This is a genomic window from Streptomyces sp. NBC_01451 (assembly GCF_036227485.1).
In the GTDB taxonomy this organism is placed as follows: domain Bacteria; phylum Actinomycetota; class Actinomycetes; order Streptomycetales; family Streptomycetaceae; genus Streptomyces.
This window is the reverse complement of the sequence record NZ_CP109479.1, coordinates 6,636,339-6,657,545: the sequence shown is the minus strand read 5'-3', so window position 1 is coordinate 6,657,545 and position 21,207 is coordinate 6,636,339. Positions and strand designations below refer to the sequence as shown.

Here is a 21,207-nt window from a genome sequence, read left to right as displayed (position 1 = left end):
CGGCACCGCCGTCAGCCGTACGGACAACAAACCCCTACGCGGAGCCCGAACCCGCGCTGGCGGCACCGGGGGCCGCGCCGGGCGCGTTGACGGGTTCCGTGGCGTCCCAGATGACGTTGAACCGGTTGACCCGCTCCTCTATGTGCTCCTTGTCCGTCTTGAGGCTGGTCTCGGCCGGCTTCTGGTCCATGTCCGGCGTCGTCTCGTAGCAGAGTTCACCGTCGAAGACGATGAAGTCGTTCGTCATCCGGAGCCTGGCACTCGGGGCCAGCGACTCCCGGACGGCGATGCGCGTCTGGATTCCCAGGTCCCGGTGGCTCTGGCAGAGCCGTTCCAGCTCCTCGGTGACCTCCGCCTGGGTCCGTACGAGGAACAGCCGCCGCACCGTCACGTTCCGGTTGCGGAACGCGTCCTCCTGCGCCTTCAGATAGCGGCTCGCGGCCTCGCTGTACCAGAACTGCCGGTCGACGTCCGTGCTGGTGGCGTCGATAGAGGTCCCGACACAGGTGGTGAGGTCGATCAGCCAGTCGTTGTTCTCGCCCATGCAGGTCACGCTGCCGGAGCTGAGGCTCTCCATCTGGGTGGCGAGACGGCCGATCTCCTCCTGGGAGAAGGTCTTCACCAGTTCCGACTCCTGGTGCCCCAACTGCGTGTAGGCACGCGCCAGTCGGGTCACCCCGTCGGAGCGCAGCACCGAACGGTCCACCTGACTGAACAGTTCGGTCGCCTCGTTGATCCCCGCGAAGCTCTTCTCGACCGCGGTCCGCAGCTCCCCGTGGTGCGCGGAGAGGCTCTGCTCCATCGAGTTGAGCCGCTCCTCGAAGTCCATCAGGTACTGGACTATCAGGGCCGCGCCGCCGATGACGACGGTCACGGTCAGCTTCCAGACCTCGTCCGCGTTCCGGTTGAGCACGTTGGTGAGTACGTAGGTGCTCGCGGACACCAGAGACGTGATCAGTGTCTTGCGCAGCAGCTTGGAGTTGCGCTCCTGTCGCCCTGCCACGGCCTGCAACTGTGCTTGCTGGGCTTGCTGTGCCTGTTGTGCTCGTAGCGCTTGCTGTGCCTGTTGTGCCTGTTGTGCTCCGTTCACCTCAACCTCCCCCGTCGGGTGTTTCGAAGATTCGGCGTCAGCTCATGGCCAGCGCCTTGTGGAGTAACGGAATTGTCTGGACGGCCAGTTGATCGCGGATGCGTTGAACCAGGGTCTGCCACTGGCGGGTGAAACCCGGCTCCTGTTCGAGTACGTCCCACAGGTGGCCGAGGTCCCGGTCCACCCGGGCGCGCGGCATCCACACGTGCAGCAGGTGGTCGACGGCGGGGCGGAGCGCGAGGATCGACTCCGGCCCGTCCACCGGTCCGGTCCGGCTGCGGTCGAGCATGCGGACCACGGTCGTGAGCAGCCAGTCGTGCAGCGCGAAGTCCTCGCAGAGTCCTGCCACCGCAGCCGTCTCCGTACCGTCCGGCACCCGCAACCGCATCGTCCGCAGGCCCTCGTCGGACACCACGAAACTCTCGATCGACGCCCCCGCGCCGTCCGGAGCCCGCAGTGCCGCCCAACGCAGTTGTGTGCGGCGGGACTTGAAAGGAACCTTCTGGTCGAGCAGCGGGTGCCTCAGCAGCTGGGCGAGCAGGCTCTCGGCGATCATCCCGAGGTCCAGCGCGCCTCGCTGACTGTCTTTCAGAACGCCTTCCACGACCGCCTTTTCGGGCAGCTTCCCGAAGGGTTCGAGAACTCCGGGCCGTACGAGGTAGTGCCCCCACGGCCGGCGTACGTCGGGTCCCGTGGCCGGGATCCGGAAGTAGGCCGTGGTCTGGAGAACACGCCCCTCGGTGAGCGCGGCGCGGGCCGCCACCGTACCGACGGCCCGGACCCTGGCGCCGTTGGCGGTGGGCAGCGGGCAGTCGACGCCGGTGAGTACGTCGGGCGAGAGCGCGTACAGGTTGGGCCGCTCGGAGACCCGGACGCGTTCGTCGGCGCGCAGCCTGAGCAGTTGGGCGGCGGTGCGGCTGTCCAGCGCCTGGAAGGCGGGCAGCAGACAGGTGCGCACCTCGCCGCAGGCGAGGACGGGGGCCGCGATGTCCGCGCGGGGCCTCATGTCAGGGCTCCTCGTAGAAGACGTACGTGGCACGCTGGGCGACCGCCTCGGGCACCGGCACGCCCTCCCGGGCGGAACGCTCGTCGGCCTGGGCCAGTGCGCCGGTGTCCACGTCGACCTGGTCGAGGATGAGCCGGACCGCGTCCTCGACGGCCAGGAACCGGTTCCCCACCAGACTGCAGGTGCGGTAGGCGCTGAACGGCGTTGCGGAGTCGGTGAGTTGCAGCAGCGGGGGCAGTTCGTCCCAGTCGTGGGGGAAGCCACCGGTGGGCCGGGCGCGCGGGACCAGCACAGGTTCCCCGCAGTGGCGCAGCAGTCCGAGGCGGGCCAGCTGCCAGACGGCGGCGAGGAACGGGCAGGACCACAGGCGTCCGCCGTTCCGCTCCGACCACAACTCGACGTCCATGAAGACGGAGTGGACGCGGGCCGCGGTCTCGTGCGGCGGCTGCCACTCGGTGACCTCGGACATGGCGGTGCGTGAGCCGGGGGTGCGCTGTCCGTTGGCGAGCCAACCGGTGTCGCCGACCGGCGGGCGGGAGCCGTAGGTGCCCGGCGGCGGGGACTCGACGAGGCGGTGCATCACGGACTCGGCCAGCTCCACCTTGTCTGCGACGGCGCAGCCCGACTCGCGGGCCAGGTAGTCGATGGTGAGTCCGGCGCGGTCGGACTCGGCGAGGATCTGCGGGATCAGTTCGGCGGGGGTGGAGAAGCGGGTGAAGTAGTCGTCGATGAGGAAACAGGTGCTGATCCGGGGCCGTTTGCCGCCCAGCCGCCGGGCGGCGGAGGCCCTGGCCGCGTCCGCCCAGACCCGTACCTCGGCGAAGTACTCACGCAGCCGCTCGGGGCCGGCCGCGAAGTCCTCCATGTACAAGTGGCCCAGTTCCAGGGAGAGATGGGACAGCGGTACGGACTGGGTACGGGGTTCGGCCGCGGTCTCGCGGAACACCGGGCCGGTCACGGCTGCCCCCAGTACTTGTCGTCGGTGAGCCGTCCGGCGAGGTCGCTCATCGCCTGCCAGGTCTCCATGTTGGCGATCTGGCTGTCGAGGACGTCCTCGTCGGTGATGAGCTGCTCGCGCCACTGCAGGACGGGCTCCAGCGGTACGGAGCCCAGCACTTGCGTGTATCCGATGCCGCGGTTGGAGGCGAGCGCCTGGAGGTCCGCGTCGCACTCGCGCATCCACGCCGACTGGGTGGGCGCCACCTGCGACCACAGGGAGGACTCGGGGTCGGGCACCGCGGCCCGTACGAAGCGGATGGCGCCGCGCAACGCCTCCTCACTGTGACCCCGGGCGATGCCGCCGGCCACGATGCCGCGCGGGCCGAAGACCAGCCCGGCGGCGGCCATCACATGCTGGCGGGTCCAGCGGTGGAAGACCAGCCAGCGGGCGTCGATGCCGCGTAACTGCGATTGCGCGGTGGCATTGAGGGCCATTTCGACGGCATAGCTGCGGCCGGCGCTCAGGTCGACGATTATCAGGTCGAACTCGCCGTTGAGCCGCAGCAGCAGGTCGACGCAGCGACGCAGGTTCTCGCCGGTGATGGAGAACTCGCTGCCGCCCAGGTCACCGGGCATGAGCACGAGGCGGCCCGAGCCGGGTGGCCGGTTGGTCAGCACCCGGTGTTCGGTCTCCGCCCAGACGTCGATGCGGGCCGGTTCGCCGACACCGCCGTCCAGATAGGAGTGCAGGCCGCGGTCGTCGACCTCTAGCTGCGCCAGGTCGACGTCGAAGACGGCGGCGGCGGTGGGCGACCCGAAGTCGAAGTCCAGGTAGCAGACGTCGTCACCGGCGAGCGCCCGGTGGTAGGCGAGATTGGCGCTGGTGACCGAGCGGCCTGTGCCTCCCTTGTCGGAGGCGGCGAAGACGAGCATGCTTCACGCCCCCTGGGTCGCCGCGTCGCGGGCCCGGGCGAGGGCGTCGAGCTGTCCGAGTACATCGAGGGTCAACGCGCAGGCGGTGCCGGGCTGTTCGTCGATGAGCTGCCGGGCCCGGCGCAGTTTGACCTCGATGCCCTTGAGGTCCATGCCGCGCCTACCCTCGGACGCGGGCGCCGGTTCCATCTGTTCGTTGCCCAGCAGGTGGGTCGACTCGCTGAGCAACGCCCTTGCCAGGACGCCCAGTTCGGCACTGCGGATCGGTGGCTGCCGGTACAGCTGGTGGGCACTGACCAGGCACTCGGTGACGCGCTCGGTGACGCTCCAGGACACCGGGCGGTCGGAGGCGGGCGACCCGGGATAGACGGCGTGCACGTTGTCCCACAGGTCGACGCCGTCGCCGTCGCCGATCCGGCGCTTCCACATGTGCCCGAAGATGTCCTCGGCCAGCCGCAGCAGCCGGTCGTGCGAGACGAGGTTGCGGGAGAGCGTGCACAACTGGATGGTCCGCTTGAGGAGTTGGGCGGAGAAGTCGTTCATCCGCCACTGCATGGGCGGCCCTATGCGTTCACTGCCCTGGAGCGGCAGGACGATCCCGGGATTGTGCAGCTCAACGGCCTTGTCGGTACCGGTCATCCGGCTGGTGATGCGCCCGCGCTCGGCGAGCCGCTCCATGATGCCGACCGTGCGGGTCAGGTCGTCGTCGGTGGCACGGCGGCGGACCAGGTCGAATACGAGGATGGCGGCGACGGAGAGGGAGAAGTACTCGGACTCCAGCTTCTGCCCTGTCGTACGCCAGGGAATGTCCTCCAGGGGCCAGCGGTCGGCGTCGAAGCGGGCGATGGCCGACCAGTACTGCTGGGTGATCTCCCAGCGCAGTCGTAACGCCTCGGCGAGCTTCTGCTGTTCGGCGTTGAGCAGGCCCAGGGTCAGGGTGCGGTCGGAGAACAGGTCCGCGATGCCGTCGAGGGCGACGACGGTGAAGTAGAGGTAGGGCACGGCGTTGGCGACGCCGGGCGGCTGGGGGCCGATCGGTTCGTCGGTCTCCACCTCGGGCGCGTCCTTGACCAGGCTCCAGGCCCAGCCGCACTCGAAGAGCTGGTTCTGGTCCGCGAGGCCTTCCTCGACGTCGACACCGAGGACGAGGCTCTCGCTGACGATGGCGCGCAGGGCCTCGAAGCGGCGCTGGAACTTCTGCAGGACCATCCGCTGGGACAGCCGTCCCTGGCCCAGGAGTTCGGAGAGCGTTCTGCCCTGCGAGGAGTCCGCGTCGAAGACGTTGACGGTGAACGACCGCAGCAGACTCACCATGGCCGCCGTCAGCCTGGTGCTGGTGGCCGCCCGGAGTTCCTGGATGAGTTCCAGCACCTCGGTACGGCGCGTCTTCGTCTCGTAGATCTTGAGGAAGCCGAGGGTGGCGAGGCAGAGGGTGACCGACATCGAATAGCTGTCCACCACGCCGAGTTCACGCTGTTCGGGGGTGAGCTCCTGGGCGCTGTCCCGCGAGTGGAAGTAGTAACCGCCCGCGAAGGTCGGCCTCTTGTCGTCCCCGGTGTGGTTGCGCATGAACTCGGCCGTGGCCGTCAGCACGTTCACCGGGATCTCCAGCCGGCCGCCGGCCCGCCGGAGCGCCTTCTGGACGTCGTCCTGTGTCGTGTCCGGGTCGTCGAGCCGGAACGCCGGGATCTCGGTGGCCGGGTAGAGCAGGCAGAGCAGCCGCTCGGCATCGGCCACACTGCTCTGCCCGCCCCACTTGCCCCAGGCCCAGCCGCCACTGTCGAACGAGTGCCGGCCAACCGCCTGCCAGACGTCCAGCAGATGCTGGCGTGGCTTGATCTGCATGCCATGCCCCTCACCAGGCCGCGCTGCCATGTTTTGTTCGGAGTCACCACGGGTTGTTCGCAGGTACTGCTACCTGTCTAGCATTCCGGAATATCGTCATCCGAATCCGAATTTCGGCGGCCATAGGCGACGATCATGCCCGAATAGCCGGCCCGTACTTTTACCGGAGTCCTGAGCCGCCTGACGTGAAGTGTTCCGCTCTTCCCGGCGAACGGCTCCAGGCTTTCCAGCACCTCCGATTCGCCCACGTCACACGCGGGGAAGAACGCGTCACCCGCGTGATACCCCTCCGAATGTTCCATGAACGCCGCGAAGAAAGGAGCTCCGGGCGCGAGCGCACGCATGAAGCACGCCACGCCGCGCCTGAACTCCTCCTCCTCGGTGGTCATCGACTCGGCGACGAAGAACATGGTCCCGACCGACCAGGCCTCCCGCTTCTCGCGGAGCTGTTCACCGAGGTCGGAGGCGAGGATGTTGGCGGGCGCGACCCGGACGACCTCGCGGAACCTTTCCCTCGGGTCCCCCTTGAACTCGGCGTATTCCCGGTTCTCGCGCAGAGCTTCCCAGAACTGGTCCCAGTTCTTGTCGTACGACTCCGGCTCCAGCTGTCTCGTCAGATAGGCCAGGTTCCGGGGTGCGTGCTCGAAGAGCGTGATCTCCTTGCACCACGGCAGCATGGCGAGCGCGGGGTAGAGGTTGGCACCCGCTCCCACATCGACGCCGATGACCGGATCGGGATGCTCAGCGAAGTAGCCACCGAAGTGATCACGCATGATCGAGATGATCTCGGCGTCCGCGGCCTGCAGCTCGTGATAGTTGCCGGCGACGTAGGCGTCCGAGTCGAATTCCGACCAAGGAGCCTGCTCATTGAGCACGACCTCATCGAGCACGACTGGCTCGTGTTTTTCCCCCGGTGTTCCCAAGTCCATGGTTCACGATATCAACATCCCGGGCACTGGGGAGCCCCTCTGACAGAACGTGAACAACCGTCGAAATGACTGCGCCCTTACGTTGGACCTGAATGCGCCTTGAGCGATCGGATCAGATCGCGTAATGCTGGTCGGAATCCGTCGATCACCTGCCGAACGCAGGCGAACCGCAGAGAACGCACCGTCCCGCCCGTACCACCCGTACGGGTGTCAACGTGTCTTTACTTCGCGCCACAGGGGGAAGCATGAGCACTCTTCCGGCAGACGATTTCCGGACACCCGCCACGAACGGATCGCCGCGCATCCGCCAGGTCGAGGAGACCGATCTGCCCGAGCTGGTCCGGCTGGACGCGGAGGCGTTCCCCGAAGGCCCGTACCCCTTCTTCACGCTTCGCCAGCTCTTCGACCTGTACCCCGACCACATGCTCGTCCTCGACGGCGGCGAGAACGGCCTGCACGGTTACGTCCTGGTCGGCATGCCACGGGATCCCGACCGCGGCTGGATACTGAGCCTCGGCGTCACCCGCGACCAGCGCGGTCGCGGACACGGCCGGCAACTGATGGAGGAGGTACTGCGGCGACTGCGCGCCGACGCCGTGCACGAGGTGCTGTTGACGGTCGAGCCGGCCAACACCGCCGCGATAGAGCTCTACAGGTCACTCGGCTTCACGGCTGAATCCGCCCCGCGCAAGGACTACTTCGGGCCGAATGCCGACCGCCTCGTCATGACCCTGCACCTGTGAGACACCCGCCGCCTCACCCGAACCGGCGGACGTACCGCCGCTGCCAGGGCGTCTCCACCGCACGCCGGTCGTACCCCGCCCGCACGTAGGCCACCGCCTCCCCCGCCGGCACCCCGTCCAGCACCGCGAGACACGCCAGCGCGGTCCCCGTACGCCCCCGTCCGCCCTCGCAGGCGACCTCCACCCGCTCGCCGACCGCCCGTTCCCACACCTCGGCCAGGGCCGCGCGGGCGTCCACGCGGTCCTTCGGGAGCCGGAAGTCGGGCCAGTGGAGCCAGCGGTGCTCCCAGGGAACCTCGGGAGGCCGGCTGCCGAGCAGATAGACGCCGTACGAGGGGGACGGCGCCGTCGGGTCGAGGGGGCGGCGCAGGCCGCGCCCCCTGATCAGACGGCCGGACGGCAACCGCAGCACACCCGCGTCCCCCGCGTCCCAGCGCCCGTCGGCCCGGCCGTCCATCCGCGCATCCCCCCGCTCGTCCATCCGTACATTCGAACGCGGTCCCGGAACCAGGGCAACCGATTCCCGGGAAACGGTGGTCTGGTGGGCGAGGGGGTACTCGATGCAGGCCGAACAAGAGGCCCAGTTCCATGAATTCGTCAGAGCGCGGTGGTCCCATCTGGTGCGCACCGCGTATCTGCTGACCGGTGACGCCCACCACGCCGAGGACCTGACGCAGACGGCGCTGGCGAAGGCGTACCGCTCCTGGCGGCGGGTGTCGCGCACCGACAATCCGGAGGCGTACGTCCGCCGGATGCTGGTGAGTTGCAACAGCGACCGGTTCCGCAAGCGGCGCGTGCGGGAGGCACTGACCGACGCGCCGCCCGACGTGGTGGGCAGCGACGAGGCCGTCCAGTGGGCCGACGAACGCAGCGCGCTGCTCGGCGCGCTCGCCCAACTCCCGCCCAAGCAGCGGGCGGTGGTGGTCCTGCGCTACTGGGAGGACCTGTCCGAGAGCGAGGTCGCCGACACCCTCGGCTGCTCCCCGGGCACGGTCAAGAGCCAGGCCTCCAAAGGGCTGGCGAAGTTGCGTACGTATCCGGGGCTGGCGCAGGTCGTGGGCCGGCCCGCGCCCAGTCACGCGTCACACGTTCGGGAAGGCGTCCGGTGAACGGAGAACAGCGGCCGGAGCGGCCCGGGCAGCCGGGATCTTCGGAACAGTCACAAGAAGCTGGACAGCACGTGGGAAACGAGCACGGGAAGGACTTCGAGGCACAGGTGCGCGAAATGATGGCGGAGGACGCCTACACCATCCGGCCCTCGTCGGCGCCGTATCCGGCGATCCGCCGCAAGGGCGCGCTGGAACGGCGACGGCGTGTGGCGGCGGCCGGCGCGGTCCTGGTCGCCCTGGCTGCGGCGCCCGTGGCGGCGTACGCGCTGAACGGGAACGGCGGCGACGGAAGCGTGAACACGGCGGCACCGCTGCCGTCGACCGGCACTTCGCCGGGGACGCCGTCAACTCCTGTTCAGTCGGCGCCTGTTGGACCGGCGGGTCCTGCGACGGCGGGGCAGCTGCTCGACGGGATCACGTTGGCGCAGGCGTCGGACGGGCTGGAGAAGTGCATCGCCTGGCACAGCGAAAGCGGGCAGATCAGGTCGTCCGAGGCGCCGTCACGGCCAGAACTGGGAGATGCCGCCGACTACCGGATCATCCTGGCCCTGAACAGCACCGGCGACTCGAACGCCCCTGGCGACGGCATCTACGTCGTCGCCGTCAAGGAGCAGACGAAGCAGCCGCAGCTGACCCGGCTGGTCTGCAACATCAAGGACGGCAAGGCCGACGGTGTCAACATCAGCGCCGGCGGCCTGAAGTTCGACAACGGCGGCCCGGTCATGTCCGACGACAACGGCAAGCTCGACCGGCAGTCGTTCATCGACAAGGGCAACTGGAAGCTGCCGTTCCGCTGGGGCAGCATCGGTCGGATCGAGCCCTCAGTGACCCGGGTGACCGTCTCCTACGGCGACAGCACCAGCGAAGCCGCCCTGGACCACGGCTGGTTCGTGGCCTCCGGCACCCTCAACGAGCAGGTCACCCTGGCTCCGCACATCAAGGGGTACGACACCACGGGCAAGGTCGTCTACGACTCGGACAACGACTCGGCGTACGCCAGGACGCTGCCGTAGGCCAGGGCCGCGACGGTACGTGACGGGGGCGCCGCACAGGGGTCGGCGCCCCCTTTCACGTCCCGGCTTACCGGCGTGCCCGCACCCACACCCGCTCATCCCACCCCCCGGGACTCCTGCGCCGCCCGCGCCTCGATCCCGCGGAAGTGCACCGCCAGGGCGCGTTGGGCGCTCTCCACGTCGTGGGCGCGCAACGCCGTCACGATGTCCCGGTGCCTGCGGGCCGTCAGCTCCGGCTCCGGGTCGTCGTGCCAGCCGCGGGCGCCCGAGACGCGGCGGAACACCGTCCAGAAGGCGCCGAGCAACTGCGGCACGAGCGCGTTGCCGAGGGGGCCGTACAGCGCCTCGTGGAATTCGCGGTCCAGTTCGGGGAAACGCCGGCCCGTGCGCCCCGCCTCCTCCATCCGGGTGACCACGGACTCCAGCCGGTCCAGCTCCGCGTCGGACAGCACGGCCGCGACCCGCCGGATGAGCCCGTCCTCCAGCACCTCCCTGACCTGGAGTATCTCGGCGAGCGCGGCGCCGTCCCCGTCGTGCCGGGCGAGCGTACGGAACGTCAGTCCGTCAACCAGTGGCGTCAACGAGGCCTGTCCCACGTACGTCCCGTAGCCATGCCTGATCTCCACGATGTCGAGGGCCTGGAGCGCCTTGAGGGCCTCACGGACGGAGTTGCGGCTGACCCCGAGGATCTCCATCAGTTCGACCTCGGTGGGCAGCGGTGCGCCCGCCCGGAGTCTGCGGTCGAGGATCAGCTGCATGACCTCGCGCTGGACCTGGCCGCTCACCCGCCGCTGGGGCCGGCGTCGCTTCCCGGACTCCTGAGACATGCGGCGCATCGTACGCTCGCCGGACATCCCACGTCCCACCTCCAGGCATATCAAAATTCAACTGCCATGAATTCACGGATCTCTTGACGTCATGGTCGGTCGAATTTCATATCGTCATTGGTCGCACCTTTGGCAGATACGCCATTCGTGTGCGATCTCTTGACCGGCCCCACCGCCCCTCTTATGGTCGCGCTGCCCCCTATGACGTAGGACGTCGTATCTCCTCACCTTTTCGGACCCCACCCCGCTGGAGGAATCGTGCGCGACGTGACCCGCGACGTAACCGCCGCTGTATCGACCGCCCCGCACCGCCGGTCGTTCCTGAAGTACACCGGCGCGCTGGGTGCCGCCGCCGCCATTTCCTCCTCCCTGTCGGCCTGTTCGTCCGGGCCTGAGTCGACGAACGACACCGGGGGCGGCGCCGGGGGCGCGAACAGCACGCTCACGGCCGTGATCGGCTACGGCAACGACGGCAGCTGGGACCCCACACAGACGGCTTCCGCCTTCTCCATGGCGGCCAACAACCACATCTACGAGGGCCTGCTCGACACCGACCCGATCTCCCGCGAGCCGTACGCCGCGCTCGCCACAGCGGTCCCCGGTGATCTCAGCAGCACCTCGTGGAAGTTCACGCTGCGGGCCGGGGCGACCTTCCACGACGGAAAGCCGGTCACCGCCGACGACGTGGTCTTCGTATTCGATCGAATCCTCGATCCGAACACGCAGACACTCGCCAAGGGGTTTTTCGCCAGTTGGCTGAAAGAAGTGAAAAAGGTCGACGCGCAGAATGTCGAGCTGGTGCTGAAGTTCCCCTTCCCCGAAGGGGTTTCCCGGCTCACCCTGGCGAAGATCATGCCGAAGCACGTCTTCTCCCTGCCGGGCGGCTGGGACGACGCGATCAAGGGAAAGGCGATCGGCTCGGGACCGTACCGGCAGACGGCGCACCACCCGAAGTCGAACACGACCTTCGAGGCGTTCGCCGCCTACAACGGGCCGCGCAAAGCCGCGTTCAAGAAGATGAACTGGATGACGATAGTGGATGCCGCGCCCCGCGTCGCCAAGATCTCGGGGTCCAGTGCCGGCGCGCAGATCGCCGACAACATCCCGTACGCCAACATCCAGCAGCTCAAGAGCGGGGGGATGGACGTCCAGGGCGGGGCGGGGATGAACAACCTGTTCCTGATGTTCAACACCAAGCACAAGCCCTTCGACGACATCCGGGTCCGCCAGGCCCTGCACTACGCCATCGACACGGAGAAGATGGTGGAGGTGGCCCTCAAGGGCCACGGCAAGCCGTCCTCGTCCTTCCTCAACGAGGCCAACCCCAGCTACCGGCGCGCGAAGACGGTCTACGACTACGACCCGGACAAGGCGAAGGCGCTCCTCAAGGCGGCCGGGGTCAGCGGGCTGAAGATCGAGATCCTGTCGGTGAACGTCAGCTGGATCGTCGACTGCCTGCCCACCATCAAGGCGTCCTGGGACGCGATCGGCGTCGAGACGACCCTCAACCCGCAGGAAACCACAGCGGTGTTCACGAAGATGGACCAGAAGCAGGACTACCAGGTGGTGTCGGCCGCCTCGAACCCCAACCAGTTCGGCCTCGACGCGGACCTGATCATGCACTACAACTACGGCCCGCAGAATCTCTGGATGGGCTACGCCCGTTGGGCCGACAGCGCCGTGGCGAAGCAGCTCTTCAAGGACATGGACCGGGCGACGCAGGAGCCGGACCCCGAGAAGAAGAAGACGATGATCCAGGACTACATCGACGTCGTCGCCGAGGAGGCCGTGCTCTATCCGGTCGTCCACAACGAGCTGATGACCGCCTGGGACCCGAAGAAGCTCACCGGCATAAGGGCACAGCCGTACCCGGGCATCAACCTCCTCCAGGCCAAGTGGGTGTGACCACCGCGGCTCTGACCACCGCCAGATACCGCTAGCTGTACGGGAGTTCGTACGTGGTCGCCATCGCCCGAATCCTGGCCCGCAGGATCGTCCTGCTCATCCCGCTGATGCTCGGCATCGTGCTGTTCGTGTTCCTCGTCATGCGGTTCTCGGACGTCGACCCGGCCTCCGCGTTCTTCCAGGGCGCCAACCCGACCCCGCAGCAACTGCACGACTTCCGCGAACAGAACGGCCTGCTCGATCCGTTCATCGTCCGCTACTTCCACTTCATCGGCGACCTGCTCCACGGTGACATGGGCATCAGCGCGCTCACCCGCGCGCCGGTGCTCGACCAGGTCACCACGGCTCTGCCGCTGACCCTCCAACTGACCTTCCTGGGCCTGGCCATCGCGGTGGTCCTGTCCCTGCTGGGCGGCGTCACGGCCGCCATCTACCGGGACCGTCTCCCCGACCAGATCATCCGGGTCGTGTCGCTCACGGGAGTCGCGGCCCCGGGCTTCTGGCTGGCGCTGCTGATGATCCAGTACCTGGCCGTCGACCTGGGCTGGTTCCCGACCGGCGGCTACATCAACCCGGCCGACTCCTTCACCGGCTGGCTGAAGACGATGACACTCCCGGCCTTCGCCCTCTCCCTCCCGGTCGCCGCGCAGCTCACGCGCATCGTCCGTACGGCGGTGGTCGAGGAGTTGGACAAGGACTACGTCCGTACGGCGATCGGCAGCGGCCTGCCGCCGAGAGTGGTGGTGGGCCGCAACGTGCTGCGCAACGCGCTCATCAACCCGCTCACGGTCCTTGGCCTGCGCGTCGGTTACCTGCTCGGCGGCGCGGTCGTCATCGAGACGATCTTCTCGCTGCCCGGCATGGGCAAGCTGATGATCGACGCCGTGAAGAACGGCGACCCGGCGGTCGTCCAGGGAGTGGTCCTGACGACGGCGACCGGCTTCGTGGTCGTGAACCTGGTCATCGACATCCTCTATCTCCTGGTCAACCCACGCTTGAGGGACGCGGCCTGATGTTCAAGCTGTTCACGCGAACGAAGGGTGCGGCCTGATGTTCATGATGTTCGAACGGGGGCGCCTGGCCGCCCTCCTCTCCCGCCCGGGCATCCGCCTGCGCGGGTGGCGCCGGCTCCCCGTCATCTCCCGGGTCGCGGTCTGCTTCCTGGCGGTGGTGGTGTTCGTGGCCGTCTTCGCCCCTCTCGTGTCCCCCGACGACCCCCTGGACCAACAGCCCCTGACCGGCGGCACGGGAGCCCCCTCCGCCGAGCACTGGATGGGCCAGGACAGCCTGGGCCGCGACATCATGAGCCGGCTGATCCACGGCGCCCGCTGGTCCCTCGCCATCGGCCTCGGCGCCACCGCGCTCGCCCTGACGGTGGGCGCGCTGATCGGCGCCGTCGCGGCGACCTCGCGCAAGGCGGTCGACGAGACGCTGATGCGCTGCCTGGACGTGGTGATGGCGTTCCCGGGCATCGCGCTGGCCGCCGTGCTCGTCGCGGTCTTCGGCGGCGGCATCACGGTCCTGATCTGCGCGATCGCCTTCCTGTTCACCCCGCCGGTGGCACGGGTGGTGCGGGCGAACGTCCTGGACCAGTACGGCGAGGACTACGTGACGGCGGAACGAGTGATCGGCGCCCGCACGCCGCACATTGTCCTGAAGCACGTGGCGATCAACTGCGCGGCACCCGTGCTGGTGTTCTGCACGGTCCAGGTGGCCGAGGCGATCGTCTTCGAGGCGTCGCTGTCGTTCATCGGCGCGGGCGTACGTCCGCCGGACCCGTCCTGGGGAAGCGTCATCGCGGACGGCAAGAACATGGTCCTGACCGGCGGTTGGTGGGCGACGGTGTTCCCCGGCCTGCTGATGCTGATCACCGTGCTGTCGCTGAACGTCCTCTCGGAGGGCGTCTCGGACGCCTGGGCGGCCCCGGCGGCCCGGGACGTGAAGGTGCGGGAGCAGGAGGACCCCCTGGAGGCCCCCGAGCCGGGAACGGGCAAGGTCCTGGCCCTCCCGGGCCTGACGGAGGCGGCGGCACGCCTGCGCGCGAGGGCACGCCCGGTCCCCACGGGCCAACCGGTGCTGGCGGTCGAGAACCTGACGATCGGTTTCGCCGCGCGCCACTCGGGCGTGGACATCGTCGACGGCATCAGCTTCGAGGTGCACCCGGGCGAAGTCCTGGGCCTGGTGGGCGAGTCGGGCTGCGGCAAGTCGCTGACGGCACTGACGGTGATGGGCCTGGAGCCGAAGGGTGCCCGGGTCACCGGCCAGGTCCGCTTCAACCAGCGGAACCTGCTCACGGAGCCGATGCGCGTGCGCCGCAAGCTGCTGGGCCACGAGATGGCGATGATCTACCAGGACGCCCTGTCGTCCCTGAACCCGGCGATGACGATCCGCTCGCAGCTCAAGCAGGTCGTACGCCGAGGAGGCCACCGCACCCCCGAGGAACTGCTGGGCCTGGTCGGCCTCGACCCCGACCGCACCCTCCGCAGCTATCCGCACGAGCTGTCGGGCGGCCAGCGCCAACGGGTCCTGATCGCGATGGCCCTGTCCCGGGACCCGAAACTGATCGTCGCGGACGAGCCGACGACCGCGCTGGACGTCACGGTCCAGGCCCAGATCATCGAACTGCTCCTGCGCCTGCGCGCGGAACTGGACTTCGCCCTGATCCTGGTCTCGCACGACCTGGCCCTGGTGGCGGACGTGACGGACCGGGTGGTCGTGATGTACGGCGGCCAGATCGTCGAGACGGGAGTCACGGCGGACCTGGTGGGGTCCCCGTCCCACCACTACACCCGGGGCCTGCTGGGCAGCGTGCTGTCCCTGGAGTCGGCGGCGGTCCGCATGACCCAGATCAAGGGGACGGTCCCCTCCCCCGCCGACTTCCCCAAGGGCTGCCGCTTCGCGGACCGTTGCCCGATGTCGACGGAGGTGTGCCGTACGACGGCCCCCGATCTCCTGGGCGTAGCGACCCACTTGGCGGCCTGCCACCATCCGGCGATCGACCTGACGACGCCGGAGCCGACGGGAAGCGAGAGCGTGAAGTGAGCACCAGTACGGCTACGGCCACGGCCACTCCTGTGTCGACCCCGCTGGTGGAACTGTCGGACACGCACGTGGTCCACAAGGCCCGCAGCGGCGGCCTGTTCACCCGCGACCGCGTGTACGCCCTGACAGGCGCCGACTTCACGGTCGCGCCCGGCGAAACGGTGGGCGTGGTGGGCGAGTCGGGCTGCGGCAAGTCGACGCTGGCGAAGGTGCTGGTGGGCGTACAGCCACCGACGTCGGGACACGTGTCGTTCCGCGGCGACGACCTGTGGACGATGAAGGCGGCGGACCGCCGGTCGGCCATCGGCACGGGCACCGGCATGATCTTCCAGGACCCGTCGACGGCCCTGAACCGCCGCCTCACGGTCCGCCAGATCCTCCGCGACCCGCTGGACGTGCACAGACGGGGCACGACGAAGGAACGGGAGGAGAGGGTAAGGGAGTTGATGGGCCTGGTGGGCCTGCCTCGGGCCCTGGCGGACGGCCTCCCGGGCCAGTTGTCGGGCGGCCAACGCCAACGGGTCGCCATCGCGAGGGCGTTGGCGCTGGACCCGGACCTGGTGGTGGCGGACGAGCCGACGAGCGCGCTGGACGTGTCGGTCCGCGCCCAGATCCTGAACCTCCTCCTGGACCTGAAGGAGCGGCTGGGCCTGGCCCTGGTCTTCGTCTCGCACGACATCCAGACGGTACGGCGGATGAGCGACCGGGTGATCACGATGTACCTGGGCCGGATCGTGGAGGAGTCCCCCGCGGACGAGGTGACGGACGGAGCCCGCCACCCCTACACACGGGCACTGTTCTCGGCGACGCCGGGCCTGCTGGACCCGATCGACCCGATCCCGCTGGTCGGCCCGGTCCCCTCAGCAACCCATCCTCCGTCCGGCTGCCCGTTCCGCACGCGCTGCTGGAAGGCGACGGAGGTGTGCGCGGAACGGATGCCGGAGTTCACGGCCGCGTCAATCCCGGGACACCGGTTCCGATGCCACCACCCTGTGGAGGAGGGCCGGACGACGCGTGACCTGGTCGCCCAGGCGGTCGCCGCCGTGCCCGACGTGCAGAAGAGCCCTGTAGCCGACGTCCCCGACCCCACCTCCGTACCGCCGCACGGCCCGAAAGACCCCAGGGAGCCCTGATGACCTTCCCCACCCCGCTGACCGGTGTCGTCCCTCCCGTCTGCACTCCGCTGACACCGGACCGCGAGGTGGACGTACGCTCGCTCGTCAGGCTGGTCGACCACCTGGTGGAGGCGGGCGTGGACGGCCTGTTCGTGCTCGGGTCGTCGTCGGAGGCGGCGTATCTGACGGACGATCAGCGCCGGCTGGTGGTGGAGACGGTGGTCGGCCATGTCGCCGGCGCGCTGCCGGTCCTGGCGGGCGCGATCGACATGACGACCCCCCGGGTACTGGACCACGTACGGTCGGTCTCGGCGGCGGGCGCGGACGCGGTCGTGGTCACGGCCCCCTTCTACACCCGCACCCACCCCTCGGAGATCGCCCGCCACTTCCGCCTCGTGGCAGCGGGCAGCCCGGTCCCTGTCGTCGCGTACGACCTCCCGGCCTCCGTGCACAGCAAGCTGCCCGCGGGCCTGGTCCTGGAACTGGCGGCGGACGGTGTCCTGGCGGGCCTGAAGGATTCGAGCGGCGACCTGGCATCGTTCCGCGCGGTGGTGACGGGGGCGCGGGAACACCCCGGGATCGGCGGGTTCAGCGTCCTCACCGGGAGCGAGCTGCTCGTCGACTCGGCACTGGCGCTGGGGGCGGACGGGGCGGTACCGGGGCTCGCGAACGTCGACCCGGACGGCTACGTACGCCTGAACCGGTTCTGCCGGGCGGGCGACTGGGGACGGGCGCGAGCAGAGCAGGAACGGCTGTGTGTGCTGTTCGGGATGGTGGCGGCGGGAGATCCCGTGCGAATGGGGGGCAGCTCGGCGGGGCTGGGGGCGTTCAAGGCGGCGCTCTATCTGCGGGGCGTGATCGACTGCCCGGTCACCGCCGATCCGCAGATCCCGTTGTCGGAGGACGAGGTGGAGCGGGTGGGGAAGTTCTTGGCGGGGGCGGGGTTGTTGTGACGGGGTGCGGAGGGGCGAAGCCGTCTCGCCCGTTCACCTTTCCCGTTGGACGGTGGCGGGTGAGCTTACTTGCCACCCCGCCGTGGTGCGCCCCAGGCCGTCCGGGACGACGAGTTCGATCTACTCAGAGATAGGCCCTGACGCGTATGCAGGGGTGGGGTGACGAAAGTCACCCCACCCCAAACGAACGCAAAGCAGTCGACAAGTCCCCAAAAGGAAAATAAGCCTCATATTTACCGCACATAAACACGCTTACACCGGCACTTATCTCGATGTCGAGGTAAGTGCTAATCGAATTGACCAGAACGGGAAGACCTCGAACTTGAAAGGGCCCGTTCCCGGAGACGACTTTCCGGAAACGGGCCCTCGACTGGTTTATTGATTATTGAACTTCCGCAGCTCCTGTGACGGTCTGCGAGGGCGTCCTGACCCTTCCGAAAACGGCGAGCCGCCGCTCGTCCGGGAACCTGTACTGACGGTAGCCGGTCGAAACGAGGCCGTTCGCCCGCAGGACCTTGAGCGCGTTCTCGATCGTGGCCCTGCTGACCGAGAGCGCGGCGGCCAGGTCGGTCTGGGAAGGGCCATCCACCATCCGTCCGTACTCCGAGCACGGGACGGCACACCTGTCGAGCAGGTACACGAAGAGGCCGGCGAGCCTGCTCTCCGGTGAGAGCGCGTGACGGTTGTAGACCCGCTCACCGGTGACCAGTTGCTCGGCGAGCACCCTCCCGAGTGCGGTGGCCAGCGAGCCGTTGCCCTCAGCGAGGGCTCGCATCCGTGAGAGCGGAAGCGCCAGGGTAAGGGTGTTGTTGAGGCAGCGCGTGGTGGGCGCCAGGAGGTCCTCGTCGAAGACTTCGGCAACCCCGAGGACGGCCCCGGTGCCATGGATGCGCACCGTCGTGTTCTCGCCGAACGTCGACTCCTCGTACACACAGCCGGAGAGCACTATGTGCACCGCCATGCCGTTCGAGCCGCGCAGTTGCGCGCCACGGATGTTGGAGCGGGTCGACATCAGGGTGACGAAGTCGTGCCTCATGCTGGGGCCGAGAGCTGCGAGGAAGGGATTCAGGTTGATCAGGGCGCTCACCGCGCGGGAGCCGGAGAGTCCATGGCCGACGAGTCCGGTCCCCTCGTCGAAGGTGTAGATGGAGTTGCCGAGCACCATCGACTGCATCCCGCCTTCCATGTGGTTGGCACGGGGACGCGATGGCGTGAGCCGGCTATAGGTCTCGCCCAGACGAGGAGGCATCAGATGCCGCCCGCAGGAGAAGAAGCGGGCGACGGGAGCGGGGAGTTGAGCGGTTCCGCGATCGACCCGGCAGCCTCCGTCCGCGTAGGGGCAACCGTGACCGTCGTGGTGGGCGTCGGCGAGGGCGCGGTGACGGGGTCGGACATCGGGGCGATGATGCGCGGGATGACGCCGAACAGGATCGCCACCGCGCCCAGGACGGCGGCGATGCGCGCCGGGGCGGAGGAGAGGTACTTCACGATGAGAACGACGGTCACGCCAAAAATGGCAACGATCATGACCGTGGCGGTAGGGGAGTCCATACCCAGCCTTCTGACTTTGCGTTCTGTTATTTGGCCGGTCCAGCGATGTAAAGCGGGAGTAAGAGAGTGCCGAAGACCGACTGGTGTGATCGATCAAGTGGACTGGTGGGGTCAACAAAAGACGGCACCGCTCTTGATCGAGCAGGATATAGCACCGCTCGGGCATCACGGAAATGTCACCCTTGAGGTAAGGGCACACAGGAGCTGCGCGGGAGCGGAATCGCCGGCGTCTCATTCCCTAAACTTTTGGCCTTACCGGCGGGTAGGAATCAACACTCCCGAACTTTATGGAATGGATCTACAGGCTGCACCGTTACATTCACTGAAGCTGACGTTGCGCCTTGGTCGGTCCAGCGACGGCTTGTCGGTGCTTCCCCTGGGGTGGTGCCCAGGGGAAGCACCGGCCCAAAAAGCGCCTCTGAACTGCGAGGACGCATAAGAGGACGAAGATCCTCCACCTCTGAGGGGCGGCACCTCGGGTGCCGCCACAGCTCGTTTGAGGGCCTCCTGTATCGCGGCCGGAACCGCTCGACCAGCAGAGGCGCGCCAGGTTACAGGCTGGGGCTGACATTCCAGGTTGGGTGAGCGAGGCCACACGCTTCGGGGCGAACCAGATGGAGCCGGACGGGCACTCCCCGTAATCGACCTGGGCCCTCCGCCATCGTCGAGCCGGAGGTTCGTCGACTCCACCCGGCTGGCGCGGGCGTCACGTACGTACTGCCGGAGTGCGTCCATCAGGTCCACAGCCAGTCGACACGTTGGGTGGTCCCGGCCGGAAGCGCCGGCTGATGCCGGGGGCGTCTCTCGGGCCCACCCGCTTCTCAGCCCACCCCACCCACCAACACCCGCCGGAACTCGATCGACTCGTACGTCCCCTCGGCCCCCGTCTCGTAGAGCACGCCCACCATCCGTCGGTCCACCCGTACCAGGTCGGAGTAGGCCGCCCTCCGGTCCGACAGTGTCAGCGCCTTCGTGAACGTCTCTCCTCCGTCCTCGCTCCGCCAGATGGCCATCGACCGGCGGGCCGTGGGGTCGGAAGGGCCCGAGAACAGCAACGCGTGCGAGCCGCCCTGCAGTTGGAGCACGCTGCCCTGGACGATCGGGACGTCGTTCAGAGTGGGCTGGACGGTGTACGGGCGGTCCAGGGACTCCCCGCCGTCGCTCGAATAGGTGTCCAACCGGTTCCCCGGCATCAGGCCGTTCTGGTCCCTGGACGAGAAGTACAGCCTGCCGTCGGGGAGTTGGGCGGCGCTCGTCTCGTTGGCGTTCTCGATGCCGTCGTACGAGTCGTCGACGAAGCCCAGGTGCCAGGTGCGGCCGGCGTCGTCGCTGTAGATCGCGTGGCCGCCGTAGTACCTGGACTCCTGGCCGGTGTCCGGGGAGCCCGCGGGAGGGGCCGCCGAGTGGTTGGACGGGATCACGATCCGGCCCGTGTGCGGGCCCTGCGACAGGTACACCGCGTGGCCCGGACCCGTCGCGTACCAACGCCAGTTCGGGAGCTTCACCTGGGCCGTGATGTCGCGCGGCGGGGTGAAGCGGCGGCCGTCGTTCGTACCGGTGCTGGTCTGGACGAAGACGCGGCGGCTCTGCTGGGGTGTCGCCTCGCCCCGCATGATCTGGGCCTCGGTCACGGCGCCGGAGTTGTACGACGTCACCAGCACGATGTCGCCCGTCTTCCCGTCCACCACCGGCGCCGGATTGCCCCGTGTGTCACCGCGCCCGGCCGCGACCACCGACAGCGGGCCCCAGGTGCAGCCGCCGTCCATGGAGCGGCGCAGGACCACGTCGATGTTGCCGCTGTCTCCCGCGCTGTTGTGTCTTCCCTCGGCGAAGGCCAGGAGGGTGCCCTTGCGGGTCGTGACGGTCGCGGGGATGCGGTAGGTGTCGTAGCCGCCCTTGCCCGCGATGTACGGGACGGACGAGGTGCAGTACGAGCGGGTGACCGCCTGGGCCTTCGCCGCGGTGAGGCCGGTGCCGATGCCGGTGCCGGTGATCAGGGCAGCGCCGGTGGTCGCGGCGAGCAGGGTACGGCTCAGGGGCGTCATCGCTCTCCCTTGCGGAGTGGAGGAGTGGAGGAGTGGAGTCGGGAAGTGGGGGGGGCGGAGCGCCGGTACGGCGGCGGCCGGGGAGGGTGGCAGTAAGCGGCAGGAGGTGTCAGGAAATGGCAGGAGGCGACAGTAACTCCACTGATGGGTCGTCACCGCACT

19 protein-coding genes are annotated in these 21,207 nt (G+C 68.4%); 8 read left to right on the top strand and 11 right to left on the bottom strand.

Features of this window, described 5'->3' with window-relative positions:
• Positions 1 to 34: 34 nt before the first annotated feature.
• The 6 genes from OG595_RS29240 to OG595_RS29215 form a co-directional block, all read right to left on the bottom strand.
• On the bottom strand, positions 35 to 1,003 hold the full coding sequence (locus OG595_RS29240) for a DUF6879 family protein (protein WP_329277109.1): 969 nt from the start codon (positions 1,001 to 1,003) through the stop codon (positions 35 to 37).
• A gap of 124 nt (positions 1,004 to 1,127) precedes the next feature.
• Positions 1,128 to 2,096 carry an SCO2521 family protein gene (locus tag OG595_RS29235; protein ID WP_329277107.1) on the bottom strand — a complete coding sequence of 323 codons (969 nt, stop codon included), beginning with the start codon at positions 2,094 to 2,096 and terminating at the stop codon, positions 1,128 to 1,130.
• Position 2,097: 1 nt separating this feature from the next.
• Positions 2,098 to 3,054, bottom strand: coding sequence for an SCO2522 family protein (locus tag OG595_RS29230; protein ID WP_329277105.1), 957 nt, complete (start codon positions 3,052 to 3,054; stop codon positions 2,098 to 2,100).
• Entirely contained in the window at positions 3,051 to 3,968 is a 918-nt protein-coding gene (locus OG595_RS29225; protein WP_329277103.1) for an SCO2523 family variant P-loop protein, read from the bottom strand. The genes OG595_RS29230 and OG595_RS29225 overlap by 4 nt, the downstream gene beginning before the upstream one ends.
• Before the next feature lie 3 nt (positions 3,969 to 3,971).
• Complete coding sequence (locus OG595_RS29220; protein ID WP_329277101.1) at positions 3,972 to 5,813, bottom strand: SCO2524 family protein; 1,842 nt, start codon at positions 5,811 to 5,813, stop codon at positions 3,972 to 3,974.
• A gap of 77 nt (positions 5,814 to 5,890) precedes the next feature.
• The gene (locus OG595_RS29215) at positions 5,891 to 6,703 is read right to left on the bottom strand and encodes an SCO2525 family SAM-dependent methyltransferase (RefSeq protein WP_329277099.1); all 813 of its coding nucleotides are present in this window, start codon (positions 6,701 to 6,703) and stop codon (positions 5,891 to 5,893) included.
• A 284-nt stretch (positions 6,704 to 6,987) separates the two neighbouring features.
• Here OG595_RS29215 and OG595_RS29210 point away from each other — a divergent pair, with 284 nt between their 5' ends.
• Positions 6,988 to 7,485: a GNAT family N-acetyltransferase gene (locus OG595_RS29210; RefSeq protein ID WP_329277097.1), complete on the top strand. Its 498-nt coding sequence runs from the start codon at positions 6,988 to 6,990 to the stop codon at positions 7,483 to 7,485.
• Positions 7,486 to 7,498: 13 nt separating this feature from the next.
• On the opposite strand, the gene OG595_RS29205 is transcribed toward OG595_RS29210, so the two are convergent.
• Entirely contained in the window at positions 7,499 to 7,966 is a 468-nt protein-coding gene (locus OG595_RS29205) for a protein-tyrosine phosphatase family protein (protein WP_443073169.1), read from the bottom strand.
• 79 nt (positions 7,967 to 8,045) lie between these two features.
• Here OG595_RS29205 and OG595_RS29200 point away from each other — a divergent pair, with 79 nt between their 5' ends.
• The gene (locus OG595_RS29200) at positions 8,046 to 8,594 is read left to right on the top strand and encodes a SigE family RNA polymerase sigma factor (RefSeq protein ID WP_329277095.1); all 549 of its coding nucleotides are present in this window, start codon (positions 8,046 to 8,048) and stop codon (positions 8,592 to 8,594) included.
• A 71-nt stretch (positions 8,595 to 8,665) separates the two neighbouring features.
• Complete coding sequence (locus OG595_RS29195; protein WP_329277093.1) at positions 8,666 to 9,607, top strand: hypothetical protein; 942 nt, start codon at positions 8,666 to 8,668, stop codon at positions 9,605 to 9,607.
• 95 nt (positions 9,608 to 9,702) lie between these two features.
• On the opposite strand, the gene OG595_RS29190 is transcribed toward OG595_RS29195, so the two are convergent.
• Positions 9,703 to 10,443 (bottom strand): FadR/GntR family transcriptional regulator, encoded by a 741-nt coding sequence (locus OG595_RS29190; protein ID WP_329283297.1) that lies wholly within the window; start codon positions 10,441 to 10,443, stop codon positions 9,703 to 9,705.
• 249 nt (positions 10,444 to 10,692) lie between these two features.
• Here OG595_RS29190 and OG595_RS29185 point away from each other — a divergent pair, with 249 nt between their 5' ends.
• Genes OG595_RS29185 through OG595_RS29165 form a run of 5 tightly spaced genes read left to right on the top strand, consistent with a single transcriptional unit; the run spans position 10,693 to position 17,449 of the window.
• Complete coding sequence (locus OG595_RS29185) at positions 10,693 to 12,339, top strand: ABC transporter substrate-binding protein (protein ID WP_329277091.1); 1,647 nt, start codon at positions 10,693 to 10,695, stop codon at positions 12,337 to 12,339.
• Between the two features lie 53 nt (positions 12,340 to 12,392).
• On the top strand, positions 12,393 to 13,352 hold the full coding sequence (locus OG595_RS29180) for an ABC transporter permease (protein WP_329277089.1): 960 nt from the start codon (positions 12,393 to 12,395) through the stop codon (positions 13,350 to 13,352).
• Between the two features lie 46 nt (positions 13,353 to 13,398).
• Positions 13,399 to 15,381 (top strand): dipeptide/oligopeptide/nickel ABC transporter permease/ATP-binding protein, encoded by a 1,983-nt coding sequence (locus tag OG595_RS29175; protein WP_443073367.1) that lies wholly within the window; start codon positions 13,399 to 13,401, stop codon positions 15,379 to 15,381.
• Positions 15,378 to 16,514: an ABC transporter ATP-binding protein gene (locus OG595_RS29170; protein ID WP_329277087.1), complete on the top strand. Its 1,137-nt coding sequence runs from the start codon at positions 15,378 to 15,380 to the stop codon at positions 16,512 to 16,514. Before OG595_RS29175 ends, OG595_RS29170 begins: the two co-directional genes overlap by 4 nt.
• Entirely contained in the window at positions 16,514 to 17,449 is a 936-nt protein-coding gene (locus OG595_RS29165) for a dihydrodipicolinate synthase family protein (RefSeq protein WP_329277085.1), read from the top strand. Before OG595_RS29170 ends, OG595_RS29165 begins: the two co-directional genes overlap by 1 nt.
• 382 nt (positions 17,450 to 17,831) lie before the next feature.
• On the opposite strand, the gene OG595_RS29160 is transcribed toward OG595_RS29165, so the two are convergent.
• From OG595_RS29160 to OG595_RS29150, 3 genes are all read right to left on the bottom strand, one after another.
• Entirely contained in the window at positions 17,832 to 18,623 is a 792-nt protein-coding gene (locus OG595_RS29160) for a Crp/Fnr family transcriptional regulator (RefSeq protein ID WP_329277083.1), read from the bottom strand.
• 74 nt (positions 18,624 to 18,697) lie between these two features.
• A complete protein-coding gene (locus OG595_RS29155) occupies positions 18,698 to 18,955 on the bottom strand; it encodes a hypothetical protein (RefSeq protein WP_329277082.1) in 258 nt (85 codons plus the stop codon).
• A gap of 866 nt (positions 18,956 to 19,821) precedes the next feature.
• Positions 19,822 to 21,045, bottom strand: coding sequence for a sialidase family protein (locus tag OG595_RS29150; protein WP_329277080.1), 1,224 nt, complete (start codon positions 21,043 to 21,045; stop codon positions 19,822 to 19,824).
• Positions 21,046 to 21,207 lie beyond the last annotated feature (162 nt).

What these genes read in the sequence shown, in the direction of transcription:
- OG595_RS29160 (WP_329277083.1), bottom strand. Translation starts at nt 18,623, where the DNA reads ATGCAGTCGATGGTGCTCGGCAACTCCATCTACACCTTCGACGAGGGG.
- OG595_RS29210 (WP_329277097.1), top strand. Translation starts at nt 6,988, where the DNA reads ATGAGCACTCTTCCGGCAGACGATTTCCGGACACCCGCCACGAACGGA.
- OG595_RS29225 (WP_329277103.1), bottom strand. Translation starts at nt 3,968, where the DNA reads ATGCTCGTCTTCGCCGCCTCCGACAAGGGAGGCACAGGCCGCTCGGTC.
- OG595_RS29165 (WP_329277085.1), top strand. Translation starts at nt 16,514, where the DNA reads ATGACCTTCCCCACCCCGCTGACCGGTGTCGTCCCTCCCGTCTGCACT.
- OG595_RS29205 (WP_443073169.1), bottom strand. Translation starts at nt 7,966, where the DNA reads ATGGACGAGCGGGGGGATGCGCGGATGGACGGCCGGGCCGACGGGCGC.
- OG595_RS29175 (WP_443073367.1), top strand. Translation starts at nt 13,399, where the DNA reads ATGTTCGAACGGGGGCGCCTGGCCGCCCTCCTCTCCCGCCCGGGCATC.
- OG595_RS29150 (WP_329277080.1), bottom strand. Translation starts at nt 21,045, where the DNA reads ATGACGCCCCTGAGCCGTACCCTGCTCGCCGCGACCACCGGCGCTGCC.
- OG595_RS29190 (WP_329283297.1), bottom strand. Translation starts at nt 10,443, where the DNA reads ATGCGCCGCATGTCTCAGGAGTCCGGGAAGCGACGCCGGCCCCAGCGG.
- OG595_RS29220 (WP_329277101.1), bottom strand. Translation starts at nt 5,813, where the DNA reads ATGCAGATCAAGCCACGCCAGCATCTGCTGGACGTCTGGCAGGCGGTT.
- OG595_RS29235 (WP_329277107.1), bottom strand. Translation starts at nt 2,096, where the DNA reads ATGAGGCCCCGCGCGGACATCGCGGCCCCCGTCCTCGCCTGCGGCGAG.
- OG595_RS29200 (WP_329277095.1), top strand. Translation starts at nt 8,046, where the DNA reads ATGCAGGCCGAACAAGAGGCCCAGTTCCATGAATTCGTCAGAGCGCGG.